This window comes from Aquicoccus sp. SU-CL01552 (assembly GCF_040365005.1).
Taxonomy (GTDB): Bacteria; Pseudomonadota; Alphaproteobacteria; order Rhodobacterales; family Rhodobacteraceae; genus Antarcticimicrobium.
Genome location: NZ_BAABWV010000013.1, coordinates 73,832 through 100,007, shown reverse-complemented (window position 1 = coordinate 100,007; position 26,176 = coordinate 73,832). Strand labels below are relative to the sequence as shown.

At 67.3% G+C, this 26,176-nt stretch carries 22 protein-coding genes; 12 read left to right on the top strand and 10 right to left on the bottom strand.

Annotated elements, in window-relative coordinates:
* Positions 1 to 68: 68 nt before the first annotated feature.
* From ABWV23_RS15185 to ABWV23_RS15175, 3 genes are all read left to right on the top strand, one after another.
* The gene (locus ABWV23_RS15185; RefSeq protein ID WP_353349234.1) at positions 69 to 941 is read left to right on the top strand and encodes a methylated-DNA--[protein]-cysteine S-methyltransferase; all 873 of its coding nucleotides are present in this window, start codon (positions 69 to 71) and stop codon (positions 939 to 941) included.
* A 153-nt stretch (positions 942 to 1,094) separates the two neighbouring features.
* Positions 1,095 to 1,757, top strand: coding sequence for a YiaD family glycine zipper/OmpA-like lipoprotein (locus ABWV23_RS15180; protein WP_353349232.1), 663 nt, complete (start codon positions 1,095 to 1,097; stop codon positions 1,755 to 1,757).
* Positions 1,758 to 1,826: 69 nt separating this feature from the next.
* Positions 1,827 to 2,381 (top strand): NADPH-dependent FMN reductase, encoded by a 555-nt coding sequence (locus ABWV23_RS15175; RefSeq protein ID WP_353349229.1) that lies wholly within the window; start codon positions 1,827 to 1,829, stop codon positions 2,379 to 2,381.
* 26 nt (positions 2,382 to 2,407) lie between these two features.
* Here the strand turns inward: ABWV23_RS15175 and ABWV23_RS15170 are convergent, their stop codons facing one another.
* Positions 2,408 to 3,451: an NAD(P)/FAD-dependent oxidoreductase gene (locus ABWV23_RS15170; protein ID WP_353349227.1), complete on the bottom strand. Its 1,044-nt coding sequence runs from the start codon at positions 3,449 to 3,451 to the stop codon at positions 2,408 to 2,410.
* A gap of 55 nt (positions 3,452 to 3,506) precedes the next feature.
* Between ABWV23_RS15170 and mnmC2 the strand changes: the two genes are divergently transcribed.
* Complete coding sequence (mnmC2, locus tag ABWV23_RS15165) at positions 3,507 to 4,178, top strand: tRNA (5-methylaminomethyl-2-thiouridine)(34)-methyltransferase MnmC2 (RefSeq protein WP_353349225.1); 672 nt, start codon at positions 3,507 to 3,509, stop codon at positions 4,176 to 4,178.
* On the top strand, positions 4,175 to 5,050 hold the full coding sequence (locus tag ABWV23_RS15160; protein ID WP_353349223.1) for a DMT family transporter: 876 nt from the start codon (positions 4,175 to 4,177) through the stop codon (positions 5,048 to 5,050). The genes mnmC2 and ABWV23_RS15160 overlap by 4 nt, the downstream gene beginning before the upstream one ends.
* Here the strand turns inward: ABWV23_RS15160 and ABWV23_RS15155 are convergent.
* On the bottom strand, positions 5,024 to 6,991 hold the full coding sequence (locus ABWV23_RS15155; protein ID WP_353349221.1) for a lytic transglycosylase domain-containing protein: 1,968 nt from the start codon (positions 6,989 to 6,991) through the stop codon (positions 5,024 to 5,026). The two genes, ABWV23_RS15160 and ABWV23_RS15155, sit on opposite strands and share 27 nt — an antisense overlap.
* A 138-nt stretch (positions 6,992 to 7,129) precedes the next feature.
* On the opposite strand from ABWV23_RS15155, the gene dapA reads away from it, so the two are divergent.
* Entirely contained in the window at positions 7,130 to 8,002 is an 873-nt protein-coding gene (gene dapA / locus ABWV23_RS15150) for a 4-hydroxy-tetrahydrodipicolinate synthase (RefSeq protein ID WP_353349219.1), read from the top strand.
* A gap of 78 nt (positions 8,003 to 8,080) precedes the next feature.
* Here the strand turns inward: dapA and ABWV23_RS15145 are convergent, their stop codons facing one another.
* The 4 genes from ABWV23_RS15145 to ABWV23_RS15130 all read right to left on the bottom strand — a co-directional run bounded on the left by ABWV23_RS15145 (position 8,081) and on the right by ABWV23_RS15130 (position 13,760).
* The gene (locus ABWV23_RS15145; RefSeq protein ID WP_353349217.1) at positions 8,081 to 8,950 is read right to left on the bottom strand and encodes a dimethyl sulfoxide reductase anchor subunit family protein; all 870 of its coding nucleotides are present in this window, start codon (positions 8,948 to 8,950) and stop codon (positions 8,081 to 8,083) included.
* Between the two features lies 1 nt (position 8,951).
* Positions 8,952 to 9,704: a 4Fe-4S dicluster domain-containing protein gene (locus tag ABWV23_RS15140; protein WP_353349215.1), complete on the bottom strand. Its 753-nt coding sequence runs from the start codon at positions 9,702 to 9,704 to the stop codon at positions 8,952 to 8,954.
* Positions 9,701 to 12,529, bottom strand: a complete 2,829-nt coding sequence (locus tag ABWV23_RS15135) for a molybdopterin oxidoreductase family protein (RefSeq protein WP_353349213.1) — start codon at positions 12,527 to 12,529, stop codon at positions 9,701 to 9,703. The genes ABWV23_RS15140 and ABWV23_RS15135 overlap by 4 nt, the downstream gene beginning before the upstream one ends.
* 97 nt (positions 12,530 to 12,626) lie before the next feature.
* Entirely contained in the window at positions 12,627 to 13,760 is a 1,134-nt protein-coding gene (locus ABWV23_RS15130; protein ID WP_353349210.1) for a citrate/2-methylcitrate synthase, read from the bottom strand.
* A 33-nt stretch (positions 13,761 to 13,793) separates the two neighbouring features.
* Between ABWV23_RS15130 and ABWV23_RS15125 the strand changes: the two genes are divergently transcribed.
* Positions 13,794 to 14,648, top strand: coding sequence for a phosphate acyltransferase (locus tag ABWV23_RS15125; protein WP_353349208.1), 855 nt, complete (start codon positions 13,794 to 13,796; stop codon positions 14,646 to 14,648).
* 70 nt (positions 14,649 to 14,718) lie between these two features.
* On the opposite strand, the gene xsc is transcribed toward ABWV23_RS15125, so the two are convergent.
* From xsc to ABWV23_RS15110, 3 genes are all read right to left on the bottom strand, one after another.
* The gene (gene xsc, locus ABWV23_RS15120) at positions 14,719 to 16,494 is read right to left on the bottom strand and encodes a sulfoacetaldehyde acetyltransferase (protein ID WP_353349206.1); all 1,776 of its coding nucleotides are present in this window, start codon (positions 16,492 to 16,494) and stop codon (positions 14,719 to 14,721) included.
* Between the two features lie 112 nt (positions 16,495 to 16,606).
* Positions 16,607 to 18,091 (bottom strand): MocR-like pyridoxine biosynthesis transcription factor PdxR, encoded by a 1,485-nt coding sequence (pdxR, locus tag ABWV23_RS15115; protein WP_353349204.1) that lies wholly within the window; start codon positions 18,089 to 18,091, stop codon positions 16,607 to 16,609.
* A 325-nt stretch (positions 18,092 to 18,416) separates the two neighbouring features.
* Positions 18,417 to 19,388 carry a methyltransferase domain-containing protein gene (locus tag ABWV23_RS15110; protein WP_353349202.1) on the bottom strand — a complete coding sequence of 324 codons (972 nt, stop codon included), beginning with the start codon at positions 19,386 to 19,388 and terminating at the stop codon, positions 18,417 to 18,419.
* A 295-nt stretch (positions 19,389 to 19,683) separates the two neighbouring features.
* On the opposite strand from ABWV23_RS15110, the gene ABWV23_RS15105 reads away from it, so the two are divergent.
* Together ABWV23_RS15105 and ABWV23_RS15100 are read left to right on the top strand one after the other, a co-directional pair.
* On the top strand, positions 19,684 to 19,992 hold the full coding sequence (locus ABWV23_RS15105; RefSeq protein ID WP_353349200.1) for an ArsR/SmtB family transcription factor: 309 nt from the start codon (positions 19,684 to 19,686) through the stop codon (positions 19,990 to 19,992).
* Complete coding sequence (locus ABWV23_RS15100) at positions 19,985 to 21,025, top strand: permease (RefSeq protein ID WP_353349198.1); 1,041 nt, start codon at positions 19,985 to 19,987, stop codon at positions 21,023 to 21,025. The genes ABWV23_RS15105 and ABWV23_RS15100 overlap by 8 nt, the downstream gene beginning before the upstream one ends.
* Before the next feature lie 101 nt (positions 21,026 to 21,126).
* On the opposite strand, the gene ABWV23_RS15095 is transcribed toward ABWV23_RS15100, so the two are convergent.
* Complete coding sequence (locus tag ABWV23_RS15095; RefSeq protein WP_353349196.1) at positions 21,127 to 22,512, bottom strand: aminotransferase family protein; 1,386 nt, start codon at positions 22,510 to 22,512, stop codon at positions 21,127 to 21,129.
* A gap of 421 nt (positions 22,513 to 22,933) precedes the next feature.
* On the opposite strand from ABWV23_RS15095, the gene ABWV23_RS15090 reads away from it, so the two are divergent.
* The 3 genes from ABWV23_RS15090 (at position 22,934) to ABWV23_RS15080 (ending at position 26,124) form a co-directional block, all read left to right on the top strand.
* A complete protein-coding gene (locus ABWV23_RS15090) occupies positions 22,934 to 23,932 on the top strand; it encodes a taurine ABC transporter substrate-binding protein (protein WP_353349194.1) in 999 nt (332 codons plus the stop codon).
* A gap of 120 nt (positions 23,933 to 24,052) precedes the next feature.
* Positions 24,053 to 24,859 (top strand): taurine ABC transporter ATP-binding protein, encoded by an 807-nt coding sequence (locus tag ABWV23_RS15085; protein WP_353349192.1) that lies wholly within the window; start codon positions 24,053 to 24,055, stop codon positions 24,857 to 24,859.
* On the top strand, positions 24,856 to 26,124 hold the full coding sequence (locus ABWV23_RS15080) for an ABC transporter permease (RefSeq protein ID WP_353349189.1): 1,269 nt from the start codon (positions 24,856 to 24,858) through the stop codon (positions 26,122 to 26,124). The genes ABWV23_RS15085 and ABWV23_RS15080 overlap by 4 nt, the downstream gene beginning before the upstream one ends.
* Positions 26,125 to 26,176: the final 52 nt, after the last annotated feature.

The following is a 26,176-nucleotide window of genomic DNA, read 5'->3' as shown; positions in this document are numbered from 1 at the left end:
CGCAGCTTTCGGGTCGCGCCGGCGGGGGGGCCGGGGTATGGTTCCCACGTCAAGATGGGAGAGCCGGGATGAATATCGAGACCCGTGAGGGAAGCTATCATTACAACGTCATGCGCCGCGCCATCGACCTGATCGACGCCGCGCAGGAGCCCCTCACGCTCGAGGACCTGGCGTCCCGGATGAACATGAGCCCGGCGCATTTCCAGCGGCTGTTCTCGGCCTGGGTCGGGGTCTCGCCCAAGCGCTATCAGCAATACCTGACACTGGGCCACGCCAAGGCGCTGCTGCGCGAGCGGTTCACCACGCTGGAGGCGGCCCATGCGGCGGGGCTTTCGGGGGGCGGGCGGTTGCACGACCTGTTCCTGCGCTGGGAGGCGATGCGCCCGGGCGAGTTTGCCCGGGGGGGCGCCGGGCTGACCATCTTCTGGGGCTGGTTCGAAAGCCCGTTCGGCCCGGCGCTGGTGATGGGCACCGACAAGGGGATCTGCGGCATCGGTTTTGCCGCCGAGACCGGAGAAGAGGCCGCGATGCAGGATCTGGTGGGGCGCTGGCCCAAGGCCCGCTTCGTCGAGGACCCGGTGCGGTTGCGGCCCTGGGTGCTGGCCGCCTTTGCGGCCGGGGGCGCGGCGTCGGAGCCGACGCCGCTGTACCTGATCGGCGCGCCGTTCCAGATCAAGGTCTGGGAGGCGCTGCTGCGCATCCCCTCGGGCCATGTGACCACCTATTCCGAGATCGCCGGCGCGGTGGGCAATCCGCGCGCCGTGCGCGCAGTGGGCACCGCCGTGGGGCGCAACCCGATCAGTTGGCTGATCCCCTGTCACCGGGCGTTGCGCAAATCCGGCGGGCTGGGCGGCTATCACTGGGGGCTGCCGGTGAAACGCGCGTTGCTGGCCTATGAGGCGGCGCGGCTCGACGGGGGGCTGGAGCAGGCCGCCTCCTGATCGGCGCGCGCGGGCGGGTGCGCGGCAATCCGCCGAATCTAGCGGTTTCGCGCTTGAGTGACGGCGATCCTGTCCCGATATACTATGCCACACTCAAATCGCGCCGAGACGCATACGGCCAGCGCGCGCAGAACGAGAGCATGAGGCAACCCGATGAAGTTTTTGAAAGTTTCCACTGTCACCGCGATCAGCACCGTCTTTCTGCTTGGCGCCTGTACCGATCCGGCCCGGATCGGCACCGATGATCCGCATCAGAAGGCCAAGCAGGGCGCGATACTCGGCGGGATGCTGGGCGCCGGTATCGGTGCGGTCTCCGGCTCCTCGAACAAGGGGGCGGCGGCCTTGGCCGGGGGTGCGCTGGGCGCAATCGTCGGGGGGACCATCGGCGACAGCCTGGACCAGCAGGAGGCCGAGCTGCGCGAGCAACTGTCCAGCGATGGCATCACCATCACGAACACGGGCGACCGGCTGATCGTGTCGCTGCCCAATGACATCACCTTCGCCACCGACAGTTTCGAGGTCCGTCCGGGCCTGCGCGCCGACGTGAGCCGGGTAGCGGCGCATCTCAACCGCTATCCCGACATGACGGTGCAGGTCGTCGGCCATACCGACAGCGACGGCGAGGCTGCCTATAACATCGGGCTGTCCAAGCGTCGCGCCAACGCGGTGGCCGATATCCTGCAGGCCGGGGGTGTCTCCTATTCGCGCATCGTCACCATCGGCCGGGGCGAGGAAGAGCCGATCGCCTCGAACCTGACCGCAGAGGGCAAGGCGCGCAACCGGCGGGTGGAAATCGTGATGATCCCCACCGGGTAAGGGGGCGGCTGGCACCTCTGGCCGGGCTGGTCTAGGTTTCGGAAAAACCGCAAGCCAGAGGTGTCCTCAATGTCCGATCCTGTCCTTCTGGGCCTGTCCGGCTCGCTTCGCCGGGCCTCCGCCAACCGACTGCTGATCCGCGAGGCAGCGCGCCTGTTCGGCCCGGCGGCCTTTGCCGAGGCCGACCTCGCCTTGCCGCTCTATGACGGCGATGTCGAAGAGGGCGAGGGCATTCCTGCGCCGGTGCAACGGCTGGCGGACCAGATCGCTCAGGCCGATGCGGTGGTGATCTCGACCCCGGAATACAACAAGGGCCCCTCGGGTGTGCTGAAGAACGCGCTCGACTGGGTCAGCCGCACCAGCGGAAAACCCTGGGCCGACAAGCCGGTGGCGGTGATGTCGGCGGCGGCAGGGCGCGCGGGGGGCGAGCGGGCGCAGATGGTCCTGCGCGGTTTCATGGTGCCGTTCCAACCGTGCCTGCTGTCGGGGCCGGAACTGCACCTGGCCGATTGCCGCAACCAGTTCGACGCCGAGGGCCGGTTGATCAGCGCGCAGTACAACAAGACGCTGCAGGCGCTGATGGACAAGCTGCGCGCCGAACTCGGGCGCACGGCTGTCCGGTGACGGTTTAACAGGCCGTCACCGCCGGGTCAGAGTGAGGCCTCGGGGCGGAAATCCTCCGGGATTGCATCGCGCCCCTCCAGCACCAGATCGGCCATTACCTCGGCCACCTTGGGCGCCATGCCAAAGCCGATCTTGAAGCCGCCGTTGGCGATGTACTGGCCCGGGTAAAGCGGATGTGCGCCCAGTATCGGCGCCCGCGATTTCGCCCGTGGCCGCAGCCCGGCCCAACGTTCGATCACCGTGGCCCCGTGCAGCACCGGCATCGCCGCCACCGCGCGTTCGATCACCGCGTCAAGCTGGGCGTCGGTGCTCTTGGCGTCGTCGAACTCCCGCTCGCTGGTCGAGCCGATGGCGAGCGTGCCATCCGCATGGGGCACGATATGGACCGCGTCGGCAAAGATCTGCGGCGCCTCGGGGCCGGCGTCAAAGCGCAACAGTGCGCCCTGTCCCTTGACCGCGTTGCCGACAACCTTTCCGAAATGCGCGGTGAGTTCCTCCAACCCCGCCACGCCGGTGGCGTGGATCACCGTGCCCCGGTCCACCCCCTCGGGGGTGATCTCGACTCCGCGCGTGGCCAGCGCGGCGGCCAGCGCGGCGCAGGCCCGGCGCGGGTGCATCCGGGCGCTGAGCGTGTCGTGGATGACATGGCCGGTGGCGCTGGGCGGGGCCCAGGGCCCGAGGTCGAGCCGGGGCCGTACCTGCCAGCGCGCTTTGCCCTGCCACAGTTCGGCCGCCGTCGTCTCTCGCGCGCGGGCCAGGTCCAGCGCGCGGTCGTCGGCGATCGGCTGTAGCCGGCCGGTGCGGCCATAGCCTGGCGAGATGCCACCGGTTTCCTCGACCCCGGCCCAGAAGGATTCGGCAAGGATCAGGCTTTCGAACTGAAAGGCTTTCTTGGCGTTCCAGTTTTCCGGCACATGCGGGGCCAGCGCGCCGACCAGCCCTCCACTTGCCCCCGCGCCGGGGCCGAAGGGGTCGATCACCTGCACCCGGGCGCCGCGCCGGGCGCAGATCCAGGCGATCGAGAGGCCGAAAATCCCCGCCCCGCGCACCGTCACGTCCACCATTGCCATTGCCGCCGCCTTTCTCCAATGTCGCGCCGTTCACCACCTTGTACGGAAAATGACGATGGCCGACCAGCGGGCTGACCTCACTTGGCGCGAAGAGGGCGTACCGGTCTCTTCGCGGTTCGACGATCCCTATTTCTCGCTCCAGAACGGGCTGGAGGAAACCGGGCACGTGTTCCTCGCGGGCAGTGACCTGCCGGCCCGGTTTGCCCCCGGGTTTCACATCGCCGAGCTGGGGTTCGGTACCGGGCTGAACCTGCTGGCCGCCTGGGCCGCGTGGGAGCAGGCGGGGCAGGGTGGCCCGCTGCGGTTTTCCTCGTTCGAGGCCTATCCGATGGAGCCTGCCGACATGGCCCGGGCGCTCAAGGCGTTTCCTGCGCTCGGGCCCTGGGCCGAGCGGTTCCTCGCGATCTGGGCGGGCACGGGTACCTGCACGCTCGATACCTTGCAGTTCGAGATGATCCAGGGCGATGCGCGCGAAACCCTGCCGGACTGGCCGGGGCAGGCCGACGCCTGGTTCCTCGACGGGTTCGCGCCGGCCAAGAATCCCGAGTTATGGGCACCGGAGCTGATGACCGAGGTCGCGCGCCACACCGCGCCGGGCGGCAGCGCGGCCACCTATACCGCCGCCGGTTTCGTGCGGCGGGGGCTGGAGGCGGCGGGGTTTTCCGTCGAACGCATCCCCGGCTATGGCCGCAAGCGTCACATGACCCGCGCGAGGATGCCGCAATGACCGAGCCACAAAGCAACAACGTGCCATTGGGCATCACCCTGATGCTCGCGTCGACCATCGTCTTTGCCTTGCAGGACGGTATCTCGCGCCACCTGGCGGGCACCTACAACACCTGGATGGTGGTGATGATCCGCTATTGGTTCTTTGCCGCCTTCGTGATCGCGCTGGCCGCGCGGGCGCCGGGCGGTCTGGGCCGGGCGGCAAGAACCCGGCAGCCGCTGTTGCAGATCTTTCGCGGGCTGCTGCTGGCGGGCGAGGTCTGTGTCGCGATCTACGGCTTTACCCTGCTGGGCCTGATCCAGAGCCAGGCGGTGTTCATCTGCTATCCGCTGCTGGTCGCGGCGCTCTCCGGGCCGGTGCTGGGCGAACAGGTGGGCTGGCGGCGCTGGGCGGCGATCGGCGTCGGCCTGGTCGGCGTGCTGATCATCCTGCAACCGGGCATGGGCGTGTTCGATCCCGTGGCGGTGATCCCGCTGATTTCGGCGCTGATGTTCGCGCTCTACGGCTTGCTCACCCGCTATGTGGCGCGGCAGGACCGGACCGAGACCAGCTTTTTCTACACCGGCACGGCGGGGGCGGTGATGATGACCGCCATCGGCATCTGGTTCTGGGAGCCGATGACCGGCCCCGACTGGGCCTGGATGGCGGTGCTCTGCGTGACCGGTGCATCGGGCCACTGGTTGCTGATCAAATGCTACGAGGTGGCCGAGGCCGGCGCGGTACAGCCCTTTGCCTATTTCCACCTGATCTGGGCGTCGATCCTGGGGCTTGTGGTGTTTGGCGAGGTGCTGCGCGACAACGTGATCATCGGCGCCGGGCTGATCGTGGCCGCCGGGCTGTTCACCCTATGGCGCGAACGCGCGAAGGGTTGAGCCGGCCAGCTCGCGCGAGAACGGGATCGGCAGCGGCGGCTTGCCCAGCCGCGCGCGGTAGATCGGCAGGCTTTCGGTCACCCGCATGACATAGTTGCGGGTCTCGTTGAACGGGATGTGCTCGATCCAGTCGACGATATCCACCGCGCCCGCGCGTGGATCACCGAACCGCTCGATCCATTGCTGCGGTCGGCGCGGGCCGGCGTTGTAGCCCGCCGCCATCATCACCACGTTGCCGTCGAAGGTGCCCGCCAGCCCGGCGAGGTAATTTGCCCCCAGCTTGGCGTTGTAATCCGGGTCCGAGAGCAGCCGGTCGGTGCTGTGCCCGCCAAGGATGCCCAACTGACCGGCCACCAGCCGCGCGGTCGAGGGCATCACCTGCATCAGCCCACGCGCACCGGCGCCGCTGACCACGCGATGATCGAACTCGCTTTCGCGGCGGGCGATGGCGAGCGTCATCTCCTTGGCCATCGGCAGATCCAGTTCGGACACCTCGTGCAGCGGGTAATAGGCCCCGTTCAGCACAAGGCCCTGCTGCGCCGCGCGCTTGGCGATCATCACCGCCAGGTGCGGGCGCCCCATGTCCACCGCCATCGCGCCCATCTGCAAGGCCTGCGTTTCGTCGCGCGATTCGACCAGATGGGTCAGGAACCGCTCGGCCAGCACTGGTTCGTCCGCCTTGAGCAGCATGAGCCCGGCCTCGGCCACGCTGGAGCGCAGGAACGGCGCGGTGCGCCACGGCGGCGGCGGCGGCGGATCGGCGAGGTCGGGATCAAACGGGCGGCCGATCCGCTCGGCGGCCAGCAGGCCATAGAACGCGGTCTGGTACTCGGCCCCCATCGCATAGGCGGCATGGGCGGCATCGGCATCGCCCAGGGCCTCTTGCGCGCGGCCCAGCCAATAGCCGCCGCGCGCCTTGGAGATCGGCGTCGCCACGGCGGCGTCGAAGCGCTGGAAGTGGCGCAGGGCGGTGGCCGGATCGCCCAGTTTCGTTAGCGCGACATAGCCTGCGATCCATTCCAGGTCGGCATAGGCATAGCCGGCCTCAGGCGTCAGCTGGTGGCTGGCGGCGATGCGATAGGCCAGCGCCGCATCGCCGTCGCGCATCGTTTCACGCGCCAGCGAACGGCGGCGGCTGGCCCAGTGTTGCGGCTCGCTCAGGTCGGCGGCGCTGTCGCTGTGGGCCAGCATCAGCGTGATCGCGTCATCGTCGCGGCCCTTGCGGTGGCGCCAGACGAATCGCGCATGGGCAAGGCCGGGATCGTCGCGCAGCGCCTCCGGCACTCGCGCGATCAGCCCGTCCACCCCCGGCGCGAGATCAAGAAGCGCGATCCGCGCCTCGGCCAGCGCCCGGTCGCTGTCGCCCACCAGCGGCAGCATCGCCCGCGCGCTGGTCAGGTGGCCGTCCCAGATCATCCGGTCGAGCCGGGCGGCATGATGCGGACGCAACAGCTTGCCGTGGCGCGACAGGTAGAGATCCATCAGCCCCTTGCCCATCGGCATGCTGCGCCAGGCCAGCACCAGCCCGGCCTGCGCATCGCCGGGCTGGCCGTTCTGCTCCAGCGCAGTGGCATGGATCAGTGCGCCCTCGGCGGTCTGCGGCGGTTGCTCGGCAAAGAATTTAAGCACCCGGTCGGTGGCCTCGTTCGAGAAGGCCGGCTCGCTCTTGCGGCGCAGCCAGGCCAGCCCAGGCCAGTCCGGCCGCCGTGCCAGGAACACCATCACGTCGCCCGCCGTGCCCTTGCCCGCGCGCAGCCAGTGCCAGACCACCACGTCGCGCGACACCGATCCGCGCGCGCCCGAGACCGCGAGCGCGCGGTCCCAATCGCCGTCGCGCATCGCCGCGAGCCCGCGGGACAGGTCCTCGACCGGTCCGGCAGTGGCCCGCAATGGCAGGACCAGCAGGAGAACGGACAGTACAACGGCTGGAATTCGTGACATCACTTGCATTTCGCCCGCAACCATGGCTACAGCCTGTCACGATAATCCGTGGCCCGCCCGGATCAACACACAATCGTGGCAGATGCCCCGGTTCGGCAGGGGGTCGCCCGCGATACGCACTTGTTAGGGAGCAAACCCATGTTCACAGGCTCGATGCCGGCCCTCGTCACCCCGTTCCGCAACGGCGAGCTGGACCTGGATACGCTCAAACGCCTGGTCGAATGGCATATTGCCGAGGGTTCCACCGGGCTGGTTCCCGTGGGCACCACCGGCGAGAGCCCCACGCTCACCCACGAAGAGCATGAAACCGTGATCGCCGAGGTGGTCAAGGCCGCCGCCGGTCGGGTGCCGGTGATTGCCGGTGCCGGGTCGAACAACACCGTCGAGACGATTCGCTTCGTCGAGTTTGCTGCGCGCATCGGGGCCGATGCGGCGCTGGTGGTGACCCCCTATTACAACAAGCCGACCCAGCGCGGGATGATCGCCCATTTCACCGCCGCGCATGACTGCGCCGAGATCCCGATCATCATCTACAACATCCCCGGCCGCTCGGTGGTCGACATGACGCCGGCCACCATGGGCGAACTCGCCAAGCTGCCCCGCATCGTCGGCGTCAAGGACGCCACCGGCGATCTGGCGCGCGTCAGCCAGCAGCGCATCACCTGCGGGCCGGAGTTCACTCAGCTGTCGGGCGAGGACGCCACCGCGCTGGGCTTCAACGCCCATGGCGGGGTTGGCTGCATCTCGGTCACCGCCAACGTGGCGCCGCAGCTCTGTGCCCAGTTCCAGGCGGCGACGCTGGCCGGCGACTACAAGCTGGCGCTGGAATACCAGGACAAGCTGATGCCGCTGCACCAGGCGATCTTCATCGAGCCGGGGCTTGTCGGCGCCAAATACGCGATGTCCAAACTGGGCCTGTGCAGCGAAGAGGTCCGCTCGCCGCTGACCGGTCTGGAAGACAGCACCAAGGCTGTGATTGACGCGGCGATGAAACACGCCGGGCTGCTCTGACCGCGCCTGTTTCTGGCTGACAGTATTCCGGGAAGGTGCCGCAGGCGACGGGGGCAGCGCCCCCTCGTCGCGACCGGCTCAGCGCTTGCCGTAGTACAGCCCCACCACATGCTCGGCCTCGGCGAAGAACAGCCAGCGCGCGGCCAGAACACCCAGCAGGTGGCTCAGTACGGCCAGCGCGGCGAGGCTGTGCGAGAACGGCAGCGCCAGGCATCCCGCCGGGACCAGCACCATCAGCAGAATCGCGATCACCCGAAGCCGGGTCGCGTGCTTGCGCCCGACCACATGAACCATCTCGTGCAGCAGGTAGTTGGGCCCGGTGTGCGGCGGCTCGAAGGCGCGTACCGGGCCGCCGGTGAGGCCGGTCGCGCTGGCCATCGTTGTGCCCGAGCGCCCCAGCGCCCCGTCGCCGCGCAGCCAATGGGCGATCTGGATCCCCCCGGCCAGCAGCAACAACGGCAGCGCGAAACGCACCTGCCCGGCCAGCAGCCCGCCGCCGGCCAGCGCCAGGCCGAGAAACAGCGCCGGTGTCAGCGCCATGTGCCAGCGCGGCACCGACCTGAGCTGGGTGTAGATCATCGAGGTTGTGAAGACGGTGAGCAGGCTCAGCACGGCGCCGACCCAGCCCAGAACCGACCAGCGGCTCTCGAGAAACACCAACCCGGCGCCGTAAAGGGCCATCACCAGCAGTGTCGCGACCGAACACCAGGCCTCGCGGCTCAGCCAACTGGTGCGCCATTGGGAAAACGCCTTCAGCCCGCGTTCGGGCCGCCCGAGGTGAAAAGTCGAGGCGATCAGCCCTCCCGCCGCCAGCAGGTAGGCGAGGGCGAAAAAGACAAGGGTGGACCAGCCTGTGACCGCCGGCAGGCCCATCCCGAGCCAGGCCAGCAGGCCAAAGCCGAGACCGGAGAGCGTGGTGAACAGGATGACGGATCGGGCGGGATGCATGTCAGTCTCCTCCGCCCGGCAGCCGGTCGAGCGCGCGATCGAGCCAGCCGAGGAAGCCCGTGGCCTTTTCGACCACCGGCTCCAGCGCCTGCGGCGCTGCCGCGATCCGGTCCTTCGGGCGCGGCGGCAGGTACTTGTTGACGGGTCGCGTGCCCTGTTCGGGCATCAGGTCGAAGCCGCCCCGCTCGGCCACCAACTGGCTGACCGCGCTGTCCGGGTCGCCCAGGTCGCCGAAATGCCGCGCGCCCGCCGGGCAGGTGCGTACGCAGGCGGGCAGGCGGTCCTCCTCCGGCAGGTTCTCGTTATAGATGCGGTCGACGCACAGCGTGCATTTCTTCATCACCCCCTCGGCCGCGTCCAACTCGCGCGCGCCATAGGGGCAGGCCCAGGCGCAAAGCCCGCAGCCGATGCAATCGCTCTCGTTGACCAGGACGATGCCGTCCTCGCGCCGCTTGTAGCTGGCCCCGGTGGGGCAGACGGTGACGCAGGGGGCGTCCTCGCAATGCAGGCAGGACTTGGGGAAATGCACCAGCTGCGCCAACCCGTCCTGCGGCTGCACCTCGTAGGAGTGCACGCGGTTGAGGAAGGTGCCGGAAGGGTCGGCGCCATAGGGCGACTGGTCCGACAGCGGCGCGCCGTAATTCTCGGTGTTCCAACCCTTGCAGGAGATCACGCAGGCATGGCAGCCGACGCAGGTATCCAGGTCGATCACCAGCCCCATCTTGCGGTCGGTCTTGTCCGGCAGTTCGGTCATTTGCCCACCTTCCAGCGCAGACCCTTCGGCCCGGTGCCGACCGGCGATTTGATCGGGGGGAAACTCGGCCGGCTCTCGGCCGGGGGCGCCACCTTCTCGATACGGACCTTCAGGTCGAACCAGGCCGCCTGTCCGGTGATCGGGTCCGAATTGGCCCAGCGCAGCCCGTCTCCCTTGGGCGGCAGCAACTCGTGGATCAGGTGGTTCAGCAGGAAGCCGCGCGTCGCCTCGGGCGCATCCTCTTCCAGCGCCCAGGCACCCTTGCGCTTGCCGATGGCGTTCCAGGTCCAGACCGTGTTGTCGTTCAGCGCGGCCATCTCCATCACCGGCACCGTGATCTCTCCATGCGGCGAGGAGACCAGCGCCCAGTCGCCATCGCGCAGCCCATGCTCGCGCATCAGCCGTGTCGGCATGTACAGCGGGTTATGCCCGTGCAACTGCCGCAGCCAGGCGTTCTGGCTGCCCCAGCTGTGGTACATCGCCATCGGCCGCTGGGTCAGCGCGTTGACGGTATAGCCGTCGTTGCCCTGTTGATCGGTCTCGTACCAGATCGGCAGCGGGTCCATGGTGGATTTGATCCGGTCGCGCAGATGGTCGGGCGGCTGGCGATCGCCATGCCCCTCGGCCGCCAATTGGAAGTGCCGCAGCGGCTCGACATAAAGCTGGAACAGGTAGGGCTGCGCGCTGTCGAACAGGCCCATGCTGACCGCCCAGTCCTGATAGGCGGCGTTCCAGGGTTTGTAATAGGCCGCTGCCTCGGGGATATGGGTCTCGAAAAACCCGCCGTTGTCGATATAGCGTTGCATTTGCTCCGGGTTCGGCGCGCCGCGCCCGACCTCGGTCCCGTCGCCGCGCCAGCCGGCCAGCGGGCCGATGCCGGGCTTGCGCTCATGTTTGACGATGTAGTCGGCGTAATCGGCGTAGACCGCCTTTCCGGCCTCATCGATGAACCCCGGCAGCCCCAGCCGGGCCCCGAGGTCGATCAGCACCGATTGAAACCCCCTCACGTCGCGGTCGGGTTCCACCACCGGCCAGCGGATCGCGTCGGCCATGGCATCCGCCTCGCAGATCGGGCGGTCAAGCAGGCTGATGCAGTCGTGCCGTTCCAGGTAGGTGGTGTCGGGCAGCACCAGGTCGGCATAGGCCACCATTTCCGAGCTGTAGGCATCCGAATAGATGATGCGCGGGATGACATAGGCGCCGCTCTCGTCGGTGTCGGTCAGCATCTCCATCACACCCTTGGTGTTCATCGAGGAGTTCCACGCCATGTTCGCCATGTACATGAACAGCGTGTCGATCTTGTAGGGATCGCCCGCGTGCGCGTTGGAAATCACCATGTGCATCAACCCGTGCGCCGACATCGGGTTTTCCCAGGTGAACGCCTTGTCGATGCGGGCCGGGCTGCCGTCCTCCTTCAGCGCGAGGTCCTCGGGCCCGTGCACGAACCCCAGGTGCGGCCCGTCCAGCGGTGCGCCGGGGGTCACGCAGCAATGCGGCTTGGGGTGGATCTCCGAGGGTTTCGGATAGGGCGGTTTGAAGCGGAACCCGCCCGGCACCTCGACCGTGCCCAGCAGGATCTGCAACACGTGCAGCGCGCGGCAGGTCTGGAACCCGTTGGCATGGGCCGAGATGCCGCGCATGGCGTGGAAACTGACCGGGCGGCCCACCATGGTCTTGTGCGTCTCGCCCCGGAAATCGGTCCATTCGCGGTCCAACTCGATGGCCTCGTCAAAGGCGACGCGGGCGATCTCGGCCGCCACCGCGCGGATCCGTTTCGCCGGGATGCCGCAACGCTCGGCCACGGTTTCGGGGGCATATTCCTGCGACAGGTAGCGGTCGGCCATCAGGTGCAGGACCGGGCGATAGGTCACGCCGTCGCGGTCATGGCTGGCGGTGAGGTCGGGGCGCACGCCGGGGCGGTCGAACGGGGTGAGCTTGCCGCTGGCCCGGTCGATCACCAGCGCCTTGCCGTCCTCGTCACGCAGGAGCAGCCCGTGCTGCGCCGTCCCTGGCGCCTCGGCCACCAGGCAGGGGGCGTTGGTGTAGCGCGCCAGGTAATCCAGGTCGATCTTGCCCGCCTTCATCAACTCATGAACCAGCGACAGGATGAACAACCCGTCGGTGCCCGGCGTGATGCCGACCCAGTCATCGGCCACCGCGTTGTAGCCGGTGCGTACCGGGTTCACCCCGATTACCCGTGCCCCGCGCGCCTTGATCTTGCCCAGCCCCATCTTGATCGGGTTGGAGTCGTGATCCTCGGCCACGCCGAACAGCAGGAGCAGCTTGGTCTGGTCCCAGTCGGGCTGGCCGAACTCCCAGAACGACCCGCCCATGGTATAGATGCCGGCGGTGGCCATGTTGACCGAGCAGAACCCGCCATGGGCGGCATAATTCGGGGTGCCGAACTGCTGTGCCCACCAGCCGGTGAAGCTTTGTGATTGATCGCGCCCGGTGAAAAAGGCCAGCTTTTCCGGTGCTTCCTCGCGCAGCGGTTTCAGCCAGCCGGTCGCGATCTCCAGCGCCTCGTCCCAGGAAATTTCCTCGAAGTCGCCGGAGCCGCGCGGACCGACCCGCTTCAGCGGCGCGCGCAGGCGCGACGGGGCGTTGACCTGCATGATCCCGGCGGAGCCCTTGGCGCAGAGCACGCCCTTGTTCACCGGATGGTCGCGGTTGCCCTCGATATAGGCGACCTGCTTTTCGCCGTCGGCGCCGGCCTTCATGTGCACGTTTATGCCGCAACGGCAGGCGCACATGTAACAGGTGGTCTGGCGCACCTCGTCGGACACCTCGGGCGAGGTGTCTAGAACCGGCTGGCGATGGACCATCCGCTCTCCTCCCAGTCGTTTCGGGGCAGGTTAGGATAACCTTGAAAATAATGCGAATATTTTGTTTCGTCGCCGAAACGCCCCGTTTCGCGCCCTGTCACCGGTCGTCCAACGCCACGTATGGGCGCGGCGCGGGTCCGTCGTACAAGGTCAGCGGCCGGATCAGGATGTTGCGCCGCTGCTGTTCGATGCACTGGATGATCCAGCCCGGCATCCGCCCGATCGCGAAGATCGGCACATAGAGGTCCATCGGGATGCCGTGCAACTGGTAGATCACGCCGGAATAGAAATCGACGTTCACGTTCAGCCCGTGGCGCGCATAGGGTTGCATGGCCTCGACCACCGCCTGCAGGATCTCGTACCACTCGGGCGCGCCCATCTCTTCGCCCAGCTTGCGCACCCCCTCGCGCATGTGACGCGCGCGCGGATCCTCCTTGCGATAGACCCGGTGACCAAAGCCCGTCACCGCCTCTTTCGCCGCGCGCTTGGTCTTGACGTAGGCGGCGGCGTTCTCGGGGGTTCCGATCTCCTGTACCATCTTCATCACGTCCTCGGCGGCGCCGCCATGGGCCGGCCCGGCCAGGGTGGAAAGCGCGGTGACGATGCCGCCGTGCAGGTTCGCCTCGGTTCCCACGGTGACGCGCGCGGCAAAGCTCGAGGCGTTGGCGCCATGCTCGGCATGCAGGATGAAATCCACGTCGGCCAGTCGCGCGGCATCCTGCGACGGTTTCTCGCCCTTGAGCATCCACAGCCAGTTGGCGGCATGGCCAAGCGTGGGGTCGGGCGAGACCGGATCGCGCCCGTTGCGGATCGCCTCATGCGCCGCGACGATCATCGGCACCTGGCTGATGAGGCGAATGCCGTTCTCGACAAAAGCCGTTTCGCCCACCACCTGGCTGGCGGGCTCCAGCGCCGCCAGCGCCGAAACGGCGGTGCGCAGCACGTCCATCGGGTGACCGTCCTTGCAGGCGGCGATGATCTCATGGATGGCCTCGGGCAATTGCCGCGCGGATTTCAGCCGGGCGTCGAAGGCCGACAGGTCCGCCGCCGTCGGCAACTCGCCGAATATCAGCAGGTAGCAGACCTCTTCGAAGGTGGATCGCGTCGCCAGATCGTGGATCGAATAGCCACGATAGCTCAACTCGCCCTTGGCGCCGTCGATGTCGCTGACGCCGCAGCGCTCGAAATAGACGCCCTTGAGGCCCCGGTTGATCTTGACGTTCTCACTCATGACTGGCTCCTTCGGGTGGGCAGGGAGGTTGATATGTCGGCACTGGAAAAGGCGTTCGAGGCGGCCCGCACGCGGCGGGCCCGGGTGGTGTTCCCCGAATTGGGGGAGGATCCGCGCATCGACGCGGCCGCCGCGCGGTTGCGCGACGAGGGGCTGGCCGAACCGGTGGCGCTTTCCGAGATTACCGAGGCGCAACTCGCCGCGCTGGTCGCGGCGCGCGGGCTGAAAGAGGCGCTGGCGCGGCGCATGTTGAGCCGGCCGCTGATCCGCGCCGCCGCCATGGTCGCAGCGGGCGAGGTCGACGCCATGGTCGCCGGCGTGGTGGCGCCGACCAAGAAGGTGATCGAGGCCGCCTCTATCGCCATCGGCCCGGCCGAGGGGGGGCAGACCGCCTCGTCGTTCTTCCTGATGCGGTTCCCGGACGGGCGCGAGTTGATCTTTGCCGATTGCGGGCTGAACGTGGACCCGGACGCGGCGCAACTGGCCGATATCGCGCGCGCTTCGGAGGCGACGGGGCACGCCCTGCTGGGGTCGGCGCGGGTGGCGCTGCTGTCCTTCTCGACCGGAAGCAGCGGCAGTGGCGCCAGCGTCGACAAGGTGCGCGCGGCGGCCGAGGCCACCGGGTTCACCGGGCCGCTGCAGGGCGACGCGGCGCTCAATCCGAGGGTGGCCGAGGCCAAGGGGCTGGGGCAGGGCGATGCCAATGTTCTCGTCTTCCCCGATCTGGACGCGGGCAATATTGCCTACAAGCTGGCGCAGGAACTGGCGGGCGCGCAGGCGCTGGGCCCGATTCTGCAGGGGTTCCGCCGCCCCGTCTGCGACCTGAGCCGGGGGGCGACGGTGGATGATATCGTGGCCGCAACCGTGGTGACGCTGGCGCTGGCCTGAGGGGACGAAACTTTCGACAGTTCCGGGCAAGGTCCTGCGAAGGAATTTGCGGTCAACGCCCCCTCTTGGATCAGACCTTCTGCGGCCGCATGTCGGCGGCGTCGATGCCCGCCACCGCCACCGGTTTCTTCATTGCGTCGCGGCGGAACGGCTCACCGAGTTCCTGATTGATCAGGGCCTCGATCAGCGTGGTCTTGCCGTGTTCCATCTGGTCGGTGATGGCCTGGCTCAAGGCCGCCGACAGCTCCTCCATGGTGCGCGCGACGACCCCTTGCAGCCCGCAGGCCTTGGCGATGCCGGCATAGGAGACCTGGGTATCCAGCTCGGTGCCGACGAAATTGTCGTCATACCACAGCGTGGAGTTCCGCTTTTCCGCCCCCCACTGGTAGTTGCGGAACACGACCTGCGTGATCGCGGGCCATTCGCCGCGCCCGATGGCGGTCAGCTCGGTCACCGCGATGCCAAAGGCGCCATCGCCGGAAAAGCCCACCACCGGGACGTCGGGGCAACCGATCTTGGCGCCGACGATCGACGGCAGGCCATAGCCACAGGGGCCGAACAGGCCGGGGGCGAGGTATTTCCGCCCTGCCTCGAAGCTGGGATAGGCGTTGCCGATGGCACAGTTGTTGCCGATGTCGGAACTGATGATCGCCTCACGCGGCAGCGCGCTCTGGATCGCGCGCCAGGCCATGCGGGGGCTCATCCAGTCGGGCTTGTCGTCGCGGGCGCGCTGGTTCCAGGTGGTGCCGGGATCGTCGTCCTCGTGGTCCATGCTGGCCAGTTGCTGTGCCCAGGCCGACTTGGTCTGCGCGATCAGCGCCTTGCGCGCGTCCCGCCCCTCGTCGCCGGCGGTGCCGGACAGCTTGTCGAGGAGCGCAAGCGCCACCTTTTTGGAATCGCCGACGATGCCCACGCTCACGGTCTTGGTCAGACCGATGCGATCAGGGTTGATATCGACCTGGATGATCTTGGCGTTTTGCGGCCAGTAATCGATGCCATAGCCCGGCAGGGTCGAGAACGGGTTGAGCCGGGTGCCGAGGCAGAGCACCACGTCGGCCTTGGAGATCAACTCCATCCCGGCCTTGGACCCGTTATAGCCAAGCGGCCCCGCGAACAGGGGGTGCGAGCCGGGGAAGGCATCGTTGTGCTGATAGCCGACACAGACCGGCGCATCCAGCCGCTCGGCCAGTGCGATGGTCTCCGGGATCGCCCCGCCCAGCACCACGCCGGCCCCGTTCAGGATCACCGGGAACTTGGCGCCCGACAGCAATTCCGCCGCTTTTTCAATGGCCTCTGCGCCGCCGGAGGGGCGTTCGAACTCGACGATCTCGGGCAGGTCGATGTCGATCACCTGAGTCCAGTAGTCGCGGGGTACGTTGATCTGCGCCGGCGCACTGGCGCGCCGGGCCTGGATGATGACCCGGTTCAGCACCTCGGCCACGCGGGAGGGGTCTCGGACCTCTTCCTGATAGGCGACCATGTCCTTGAAGGCGGCCATCTGTTCGACCTCTTGGAAGCCGCCCTGGCCCAGTGTCTTGTTGGCGGCCTGCGGGGTGACCAGCAGCAGCGGCGTATGGTTCCAGTAGGCGGTTTTCACGGCGGTGACGAAATTGGTGATGCCGGGGCCGTTCTGGGCGATCATCATGCTCATCTTGCCGCTGGCGCGGGTATAGCCGTCGGCCATCATGCCGCCGGAGCCCTCGTGCGCGCAGTCCCAGAAGGTGATGCCGGCCTTGGGAAACAGGTCGGATATCGGCATGAAGGCCGAGCCGATGATGCCGAAGGCATCGCGGATGCCATGGCGCTGCAACACTTTCACGAAGGCTTCTTCGGTGGTCATTTTCATGGTCGAACTCTCCCCAGGGCCGTTTTGAAATCTGGCGTTATTGCAATTTTCTTAGGCGGTTGCGGTGCCATCCGTTAGGGCCAATCCGGGGGACGGGATAGGACCACTTGGGTCAGGTCTGCTGATCCGGTTCCAAGGGCAGGTTTTCCAGGGCCGATGCGATGCGGGCGATGCCCGGACCGATCCGTGCCGGCGGGATCGAGGAATAGCCGAGGCGAAAGAACCGCGTCGGTCGGTCCGGGCCGGCGAAAAAGGGGGCGCCCGGCTCGATGAATACGCTGTCGGCCTGCAGCCGCGCGGCCAGCCGCGCGCTGTCGCTGCCCTGCGGTCCCTTCATCCACAGCGACGAGCCGCCATAGACGCCACGCCCTGCGATGGTCAGCCCATGCGCGGCAATCGCCGCCTCCATCGTCTGTCGCCGATCATGCAGCGCGGCGCCCATGCGGCGGATCTGGCTGTCGTAATGGCCCAGCGACAGGAAATAGGCGGCGGTGCGCTGCATGTGGCCGGGCGGGTGGCGCAGCATGGTGGCGCGCAGCGCGCGGGCCTCGCGAATGAAGGGTTCGGAGCCGACTATGTAGCCCAGTCGAAGGCCGGGAAACAGCGACTTGGAGAAGCTGCCGACATAGATCACGCGGCCATCCTCATCCAGCGACTTGAGCGCCGGCGAGGGCGCGGCGAGAAAGGCCATCTCGAATTCATAGTCGTCCTCGACCACCAACGCGTCGAGCTCGCGGGCGCGCGCCAGCAGGGCGCGGCGACGCTCCAGCGGCATGGTGGCGGTGGTCGGGCACTGGTGGCTGGGGGTGGTGAAGATCACGTCGGTGTCCGGCGGGATCGCGTCGGGCGGCAGCCCGTCGGCGTCGACGCGCACCGGGGTCAGCCGGCAGCCCGCATGCGAGAGCAGGTCGCGCTGGGCGTGGTAGCAGGGGTCCTCGATCACCGCGCGGCGGCGCCGGTTGAGCAGCACGCGCGCGGCGATCCACAGCGCGTTTTGCGCCCCGAGAGTGATCAGGATCTCTTCCGGGCGGGCGGAAATCCCCCGGCGCGGCAGGGTGTGGCGGGCGATATACTCGACCAGAAGCGGATCGTCGCGATCATAGTAGTCGTCTGTTAATGCAGCGAAATCTTTCTGTCCAAGGGCGCGCAGGGCGCATTGCCGCCAATTGGCGTGGTCGAAAAGCGTGGGGTCGGCCTGGCCGTAGATGAACGGGTAACGGAAGTCGCGCCAGTCGACGGGTTTGCGGGGGGTGTCGCCGCCGGTAAAGCTTTGGGCGATGGCGCGGGTCCAGTCCACCGTGTCGGCGGCGCGCGGCCGCGGCGAATAGGTTGGCGGCACCGGCGCGTTGTCGGACACGTAATATCCCGAACGCCCGCGCGAGGTGAGATAATCGTTCGCCACCAGTTCGGTATAGGCGATGGTCACTGTGATGCGGCTGATGCCCAGATGCGCGGCCAGCTTGCGCGAGGAGGGCAGTTTCTCGCCGGCGTGGAACCGGCCCGAGAGGATGCCCTCGGCGATCATCTGCTGCACCTGCGCCTGAAGCGTGCCGGAGGCCTCGGGGTTCAGAAAGAAGGTGTCGACGGCAATGGGCATGGCGACAGGATAGGCTGGATATATCGGCGCTGTAAACTGGCCGTATGGCGCGAAACGGCTGGACTGACGGGCGGCGCGTTAACCGGGCGAAATCCCTGCGCGACTCGGCCTGATATCGGTGGCCGGATCGCGCATTTCGGGGTGTTTCCGGCCTGTTTTGTACGGTTTCACCGGGCGCATACGGGGCCGGAAGGGGGATTTGGGGAATTTCGGCGCGGTTTCGTACGAAATGGCAGATCGCCGCGCCGGGGGGCGGCGTAAAGGGTTAATCGGGGTCGGTTTTTCTGCCCTCCCGGGGGGCTGCCGGTCTCTCAGGCCTCGGCCCTCAACCCTCAGCCCCGCGCTTGCGCCAGATATCGCCGGAGCCTCCGGCCGGGGTCAGCGCGGGATAGCCTTCGAGGTTCAGCGACGCCGGCGCGATCAGATAGGCGCCCGGCCGCATGGTTTGCGCGATCAGCGTTTCCAGCCGACCCTGGAACTCGGGGTTGGAGAAGGGGCGAAAGGAATAGATCACGTCCGGGGCGCCATAGTCATACTCCAGCGCGTCGGCCGCCGTCACCGCATCGCCCAGGTCAAAGGCGGCGCGGCCGATCTTGATGGCCTGCGGGTTGATGTCGAAGCCGGTGCAGGCGCTGAAACGGCAGATTTCGGCGGTGCGGGCAAGCTCGAGGTTGTGACCGGGGCCACAGCCGATCTCGAGGAACGAGACCGGGCGGTAGCGCGCACCATCGCAGGCATAGGCCGGGTCATGGGCGAGTTGGACGTCAAGCTGGGCCAGCAGGTCGAGAAACCGGGCGAGACCGATGGAGATGTAATCGTAGGAGCCGTCGGGGACATCGAAACCCGGCGCGTCGGAGGCGGTCGCTGCGGCGCACTGGCGGAAAAACTGGCGTTGCAGCGTGCGGCAGAGCGCGGCGTTCTCGCGGGCGCGGGTTTCCAACCCGCTGCGCAACTCCGTCAGCAGCATCGCGTGTCGGGAAAGCGCATCGCGCCCCCCGGTCAGGGCCGCGTGGTAAGCGGCGCGTTCCTCTGCGAGGGTTCGATGTGTCTTGTCGAGCAGCTTTTCGGTGGCGTGATGGCGCAGGCGCAGGGTTTTCAGCCGCCCCTGCCGGTGCGGCGGCACGGCACCATCGGGCGTGGCGAGCGCGGCGATCCGGGCGGAGAGCGCAGACAGCGTGGCGAGGTGCCGGGCCTGATCCTCGACCGCTTGGTCGAGGCGCGCCAGCGCGTCGTCGAGCGCCAGCGTGCTGCGGAGCGCCGCGAAGGTCTTGGCCGGGCCGGTCGGATCGTCGCGCATCGGTCGGGTCTTTCCGCTGGGTTGAGAGAGTGTGCCCGGATTGGCGGGATTTCTCAACCGTGCGGGGGGAAGGGCGACCCGGGGGCAGGCCCGGAGTGACAGGGAGCGAGGGAGACCCCGGGTCAAGCCCGGGGTGACAGGGGGACGAGGGAGGCCCCGACTTGTCATCCCGGACTCGATCCGGGATCGCGGGGGTGGTCGAGAGACCCCGGATCAGGCCCGGGGTGACAGGGGGGTCGGTTGACAGGTTTGCTTGATTCGATATAACTAGGTTTGTAGTTATATGAGGGCACAGATGTTGGAACAGGCCGCGCAGGGCTTTGCCGCGATGGGGTCGGACTCCCGCCTGAAGGTGCTCAAGACGCTGGTGCGCGCCGGCGAGGCGGGGTTGAGCGTGGGCGAGATCCAGGAACGCACCGGCATCGCGCCCTCGACCCTGGCGCATCATCTGAAATTCCTCGCCGCCGGTGGGCTGGTGGCGCAGGAAAAGGCCGGGCGCACGGTGATCAACCGCGCCCGTTACGATCGGTTGAGGGAATTGGCGGCGTTCATTCTGGATGAATGCTGTGTCGAGACACGGAGAAAGGCGGCGAACGATGGCTGATACGACACAGGTGCAACCCGGCGGCGCCGGACGGGCGTTGAAACAGGCGCTGAAGACCCCTTGGGCGGTGATCGTGGCGATCCTGCTGGCGGTGGCGGTGTTGGATCCGGCCAACCTGCGCGATACGGTGGTGTTCGCCGGACGGGCGCTGGCCCATACCGGGCAATACATCCTGTTCGCGGTATTGCTGCTGGCATATCTCAAGGCCACCGGTGCCGAGGTGATGGTGGCCCGCGCTTTCGAGGGGCGCGAGGTGCGGATGATTTTCCTGGCCGCGCTGTTCGGCGGTTTGGCGCCGTTCTGTTCCTGCGAGGTGATCCCCTTCATCGCCGGGTTGCTGGCGCTGGGCGCGCCGCTGTCGGCGGTGATGGCGTTCTGGCTGTCCTCGCCGCTGATCGACCCGCCGACTTTGCTGATCACCGCCGCTGCGTTGGGCTGGCCCTTTGCGGTCGGCAAGGCGGTGGCGGCGGTGGCGCTGGGGTTGTTCGGCGGTTTCGCCGTCAAGGCGCTGATGCGTGGCGGCGCCTTTGCCAGCCCGCTGCGGCAGGCGCCGAGCGGCGGATGCTGTGGCTGTGGTGGGCCGAAGCTGGACGAAAAGCCGGTCTGGCGGTTCTGGGGCGAGGCGGCGCGGCGGGTCAGGTTCCGCGAGGAGTTCGTGAGCAACGGGCTGTTCCTGCTGAAATGGCTGGCGCTGGCCTATGTGCTGGAGGCGTTGCTGGTGCATTACGTGCCGGCGGACCTGATCGCGCAGGTCGTGGGCGGCGACGGGATCGGCGCGATCGGGATCGCGGCGCTGGTGGGGATGCCGGCCTATCTGAATTCCTATGTCGCGCCGCCGCTGCTGGCCGGGCTGATGGAGAGCGGCATGAGCGCGGGGGCGGCGATGGCCTTCATGATCGCCGGTGCGGTCAGCTCGATCCCGGCAATGGCGGCGGTCTGGTCGCTGGTCAAGCCACGGGTCTTCGCGGTGTACCTCGGGCTGGGGGTGCTGGGCGCGGTGATCGCCGGAGTGCTGTTCCAGCTGGCGGCGTGAGCCGGTGACGGGAGGGAGGGGGCCTGCAGGCCCTCACCCCCGGAGTACTTGGAAAGAGAAGAAGCGGCGGGGCGCGTTTCGGGGCGCTCCGCCTTTTGCTGTCAGCCGAAGACCTTGGTCAGGGCGGCGTCGACGGTGTCGGTGATCTGGTCGATGTCGTCGGCGGTGGCGATCAGCGCCGGCGAGAAGCACAGCACGTTGTTCAGCCCCGGCACCGAGCGGTTGGACATGCCGATGATCACCCCCTGCGCGCCGCATTCGGCCGAGACCTGGGCCATCTGCTTTTCGCTGACAGGCTCCTTGGTCTTGCGGTCCGCGACCAGTTCGGCGCCGCAGAACAGACCCTTGCCGCGCACGTCGCCGACGACCTTGTGCTTTTCCATCAGAGCCTGGAGGTTGTCCATCATCCGCGCGCCCATGGTGGTGCAGTTGTCGAGCAGGTTCTCGTCCTCGATGATGCGCATGTTCTCCAGCGCCGCCGCCGGGCCGGCGGTGCAGCCGCCGAAGGTGGAGATGTCGCGGAAGTAGTTCATCGGATCCGCCGCATCGTCCTTGAACATCTCGAACACCTCTTCGGTGGTGACGCAGCAGGCGATCGCGGCGTAGCCCGAGGCGACGCCCTTGGCCATGGTCACGAAGTCGGGCTTGATGCCGTAGTGCTGGTAGCCGAACCAGGTGCCGGTGCGGCCGATGCCGCAGACGACCTCGTCGATATGCAGCAGCACGTCGTATTTCTTGCAGATCTCCTGCACCCGTTCCCAGTAGCCGGGCGGCGGGGTGATGACGCCGCCGCCGGCGGTCACCGGTTCAAGGCAGAGCCCGCCGACGGTGTCGGGGCCCTCGGCGAGGATCACCTCTTCGATGGCATCGGCGGCGCGCTGGCCGTATTCCTCGCCCGAGAGGTCCCACTGGGGGCGGTATTCCATGCAGTGCGGCACCCGCACGAAGCCCGGCGCCAGCGGCCCGTATTGCATCACCCGTTCGTCCTGGCCGCCGGCGGACATGGTGGCCAGCGTGCCGCCGTGATAGTCGCGGTCGCGGTACAGGATCTTGTGTTTCTTGCCGCCGTATTTCTTGTGCGCGATCTGGCGGATCATCTTGAACGCCTTCTCGTTCGCCTCGGAGCCGGCGTTGCAGTAGTAGACCCGGCTCATCCCCGGCATTTTCGAGATCAGCTTCTCGGAGAACTGCGAGCCGGGGATCGAGCCCGCCGACTGGGCGAAGTAGCACAGTTTCATCAACTGGTCATAGACCGCCTTGGCGATGCTTTCGCGGCCATAGCCCACGTTCACCGTCCAGACGCCGCCGGAAACGGCATCGAGGTATTCCTTGCCGTTCTGGTCCCAGACGCGCATGCCCTTGCCCTCGAGGATGATGCGGGGGTCTGCGGTTTCGAACTGCTTGTGCTGGATCAGGTGATGCCAGACGTGGGCCTTGTCGGCCTCGATGATGCGGCTGATGTCGTTTTCATTGAACGTGCCGTCCATGGCCTGTCCTTTCGATGTTCTCGTGAATGGGGAGCGTGCCGAAGGCCCCTTTGACGGGGCAACGCTGCTGATTCCAGAAACGCCAATTCCCGCGGATACCGTAGGTCCAGATGCCCTGATCGCGTGAGTCCAAAGGCGGGGGCAGAGGGCGCGCTGTGGGGTGTGCCTATGGAGCAGGCACCCGGAATCGCGTTGAAAACCACAGATTAACGAAAGCGGAAGTCGGATTTCGGATTCCGCAACAGTCAGCCCCACCGGGGAAAAAATAATTGATCGGGTGCCTGTTTTGCGGTCGGATCGGGTTGGGCGGGCCTCGGTCGGACCGGCGCCCTGACCCGGTGTGTGAAATTGAAACGACGTGGCGGCGAACCGCCCGCAGGAACAGCGGTCCGCAGACGGGCGGACGAACAGGGAGAATACGATGACAGCGAGAACCAAGCTTATGGGCGCCGTGGCGGGGCTGGCCGTGATGGCCGGGGCAACCGCCGCCAGCGCCGAGGAGATCACCGTGGGCTATTTCCTGGAGTGGCCGATGCCGTTCCAGTACGCCAAGGCCATGGGCACCTATGACGAGGAAATGGGCGTGACCGTGAACTGGGTCAGCTTCGATACCGGCACCGCGATGAGCGCGGCGATGGCGTCGGGCGACGTGCAGCTTTCGGTCAGCCAGGGCGTGCCGCCCTTCGTGGTGGCGACCAGTGCCGGGCAGGATCTGCAGATCCTCGACGTGGCGGTGAGCTATTCCGACAACGACAACTGCGTGGTGAAGGCCGACCTGGAGATCGACAAGATGTCCGCCGGCGAGTTGGCGGGCAAGAAGGTCGCCGTGCCGCTGGGCACCGCGGCGCATTACAACTTTCTCAAGCAGATGAGTCATTTCGGCGTCGAGCTGGGCAGCATGGAGATCGTCGACATGGCGCCGCCCGATGGTGCGGCGGCTTTGGCGCAGGGCGCGGTGGACATGGCCTGTGGCTGGGGCGGCAGCCTGCGCCGCATGCTGGAGCACGGCAACGTGCTGCTGAGCGGGGCGGAAAAGGAAGACCTGGGCATTCTCGTTTTCGACGTGACCTCGGGCCCGGCCGGCTGGGTCGCCGAGAACAGCGACCTTGTAGCCAAGTTCCTCAAGGTGACCGGGGACGCCAACGCGATGTGGAACTCGGGTGAGCATAGCGCCGAAATGCTGCCGGTGATCGCCAAGGATGCCGGCATGGATGTCGATGCCACCGAGGCCACGATCAGCACCTTCGTCTTTCCCTCGGTCGAGGACCAGCTCGGGCCGAAATGGCTGGGTGGCGGCGCGCAGACCTTCATGAAGGGGGTCGCCGACGTGTTCGTCCAGGCCGGCAGCATCGACGCGGCGCTGGACAGTTACGAGAACGCGGTGAACATCGCGCCGCTGCAGGCCGCAAGCGGCATGTGAGCGGGGTTGGGGCCGGGCGGGGTTTCGCCCGGTTCCTGCCTGCGGATGCGGGACCGTGTGTGCGCCGGGTCGGACCGGCGGCGACGGTCCCGCCGCGTATCTCGATCCTGGGGGAAATCCATGTCCGGACTGGCGATTGAAAACCTCTCGATGCGGTTCGACCTGCCCAACGGCACGTCGGTGCAGGCGTTGCAGGACGTCTCGCTGCATCTGAAAGAGGGCGAGTTGATGAGCGTGCTGGGCCCGTCGGGCTGCGGCAAGACCACGCTGTTGAACATCGTGGCGGGGTTCCTGGCCCCGACCGCGGGACAGGTGGTGATGAACGGGCACCGGGTGAGCGGGCCGGACGCCGAGCGCGGCATGGTGTTCCAGCAGGGCGCGCTGTTCGAGTGGATGAGCGTGCGCGACAACGTCAGTTTCGGACCGCGCATGAAGGGCATGCCAAAGCTGGACATGGCCGAGGTGGTCGATCACCTGCTTGAGGTGGTGGGGCTTCAGGACTTCAAGGACAAGGCGGTTTACGAACTGTCGGGGGGGATGCAGCAGCGGGTGGCGCTGGCGCGTTGCCTGGCCAATGACCCGGACGTGATCCTGATGGACGAGCCGCTGGGTGCGCTGGACGCGCTGACGCGGGAGAAGATGCAATCGCTGGTGCTCAAGCTCTGGAAGGAGACCGGCAAGACCATCATCCTGATCACCCACTCGGTCGAGGAGGCGCTGCTTCTGGGCGAGCGCCTGTTGGTGATGGCGCCGCGACCGGGACGGATTCACAAGGAATACCGGCTGCCCTTCGCCGACATGGGCGTGGGGGCCGACCTGCGCGAGGTCAAGAAACACCCCGAGTACGCGCCGACGCGCGAGGAGATCCTGAACATGATCTGGAACATGGAAGAGGAGATCATGGGCCGGGTGGAGGAAAGCGCATGATCCCGTTCCTGATCTATGCCGCGATCTTCATCGGGTCCTTCATGATCGTCACCCGGGTGGTGCGGCGCGCGGCGCGCAGTGATTTCACCGCGCTCAAGACCGTGACCTTCGGCGACGAGAGCGCGGTGGTGTCCGACCGCTGGGCCAGCGTGATCTCGGTGGTGTCGATCTTCTTCCTGTGGGGGGTGTTCACCGGCTCGGCGCTGTTGCCGTCGTTCCTGCACGCGCCGGGGCCGTTCCGGGGCGAGGCCAGCTTTGACTATACCGCGCAACTGCCGGACGGCACGCGCGACGATGCCACGGTGACGGTGCTGGTGCATCCGGTCGACCAGACCGTCGCGGCGCCCGAGGTGGAACCGGGCGAGGGCTGGGCCAGGAACGACAGTGCGACAGTGGGCATGTGGCGCAGCGGGTTGATCCGGGTCGACCGCAACGACGAGTTCGGGCGCGACGCGGGCGCGAAGGTCGTGGCGGTGAACGGTGAACCGATTGGCCCGGGCAAGAGTGTCGAGACCCGGTTCGGCCGGGTCGGCATGAGCCCCAAGGGCACGCTGAATTTCGAGCCCGCGAAGGGCTGGCAGATGGAGCCGATCTGGCTGCCCTCGCCGGAGGCGGTGGTGGTCCGGCTGGGCGAGATTGCCAACGCGGGCTTTCGCGGATCGACCCTGTGGGAGCATCTGGGCTATTCGCTGTTCCGGGTGGTGGTCGGGTTCTTTTTCGGGGCGCTGGTCGGCATCCCTCTGGGCTATGCGATGGGGCTGAGCAACTGGTTCCGGGGCTGGTTCGACCCGATCGTCGAGTTCATGCGCCCGGTGCCGCCGCTGGCGCTGATCCCGCTGGTGATCATCTGGGCCGGGATCGGCGAGACCGGCAAGATCATCCTGCTGTTCCTGGCCGCCCTGTGGATCATGGCGATCGCGGCGCGCTCGGGGGTGTCCGGCGTGGCGATCTCCAAGGTGCACGCGGCCTATTCGCTGGGCGCGAGCAAGTGGCAGATCATGCGTCACGTGATCATGCCCAATTCCCTGCCCGAGATCTTTACCGGTGCACGGGTGGCGATGGGGGTCTGCTGGGGTACGGTGGTGGCCGCCGAACTGGTCGCCGCCGAGAAGGGGGCGGGGATGATGATCATGGTCGCCTCGAAGTTCCAGAACACCGATATCGTGATCATGGGGATCATCCTGATCGGGGTGATCGGGTTCGGCATCGACATGCTGATGCGCTGGGCCGAGCGGATCCTGGTGCCGTGGAAGGGCAAGGTCTAACCTGGGTTGCTTGCCGATCACGGGGTGCGTTTTCGCGGCAGGGCGGGGCGCA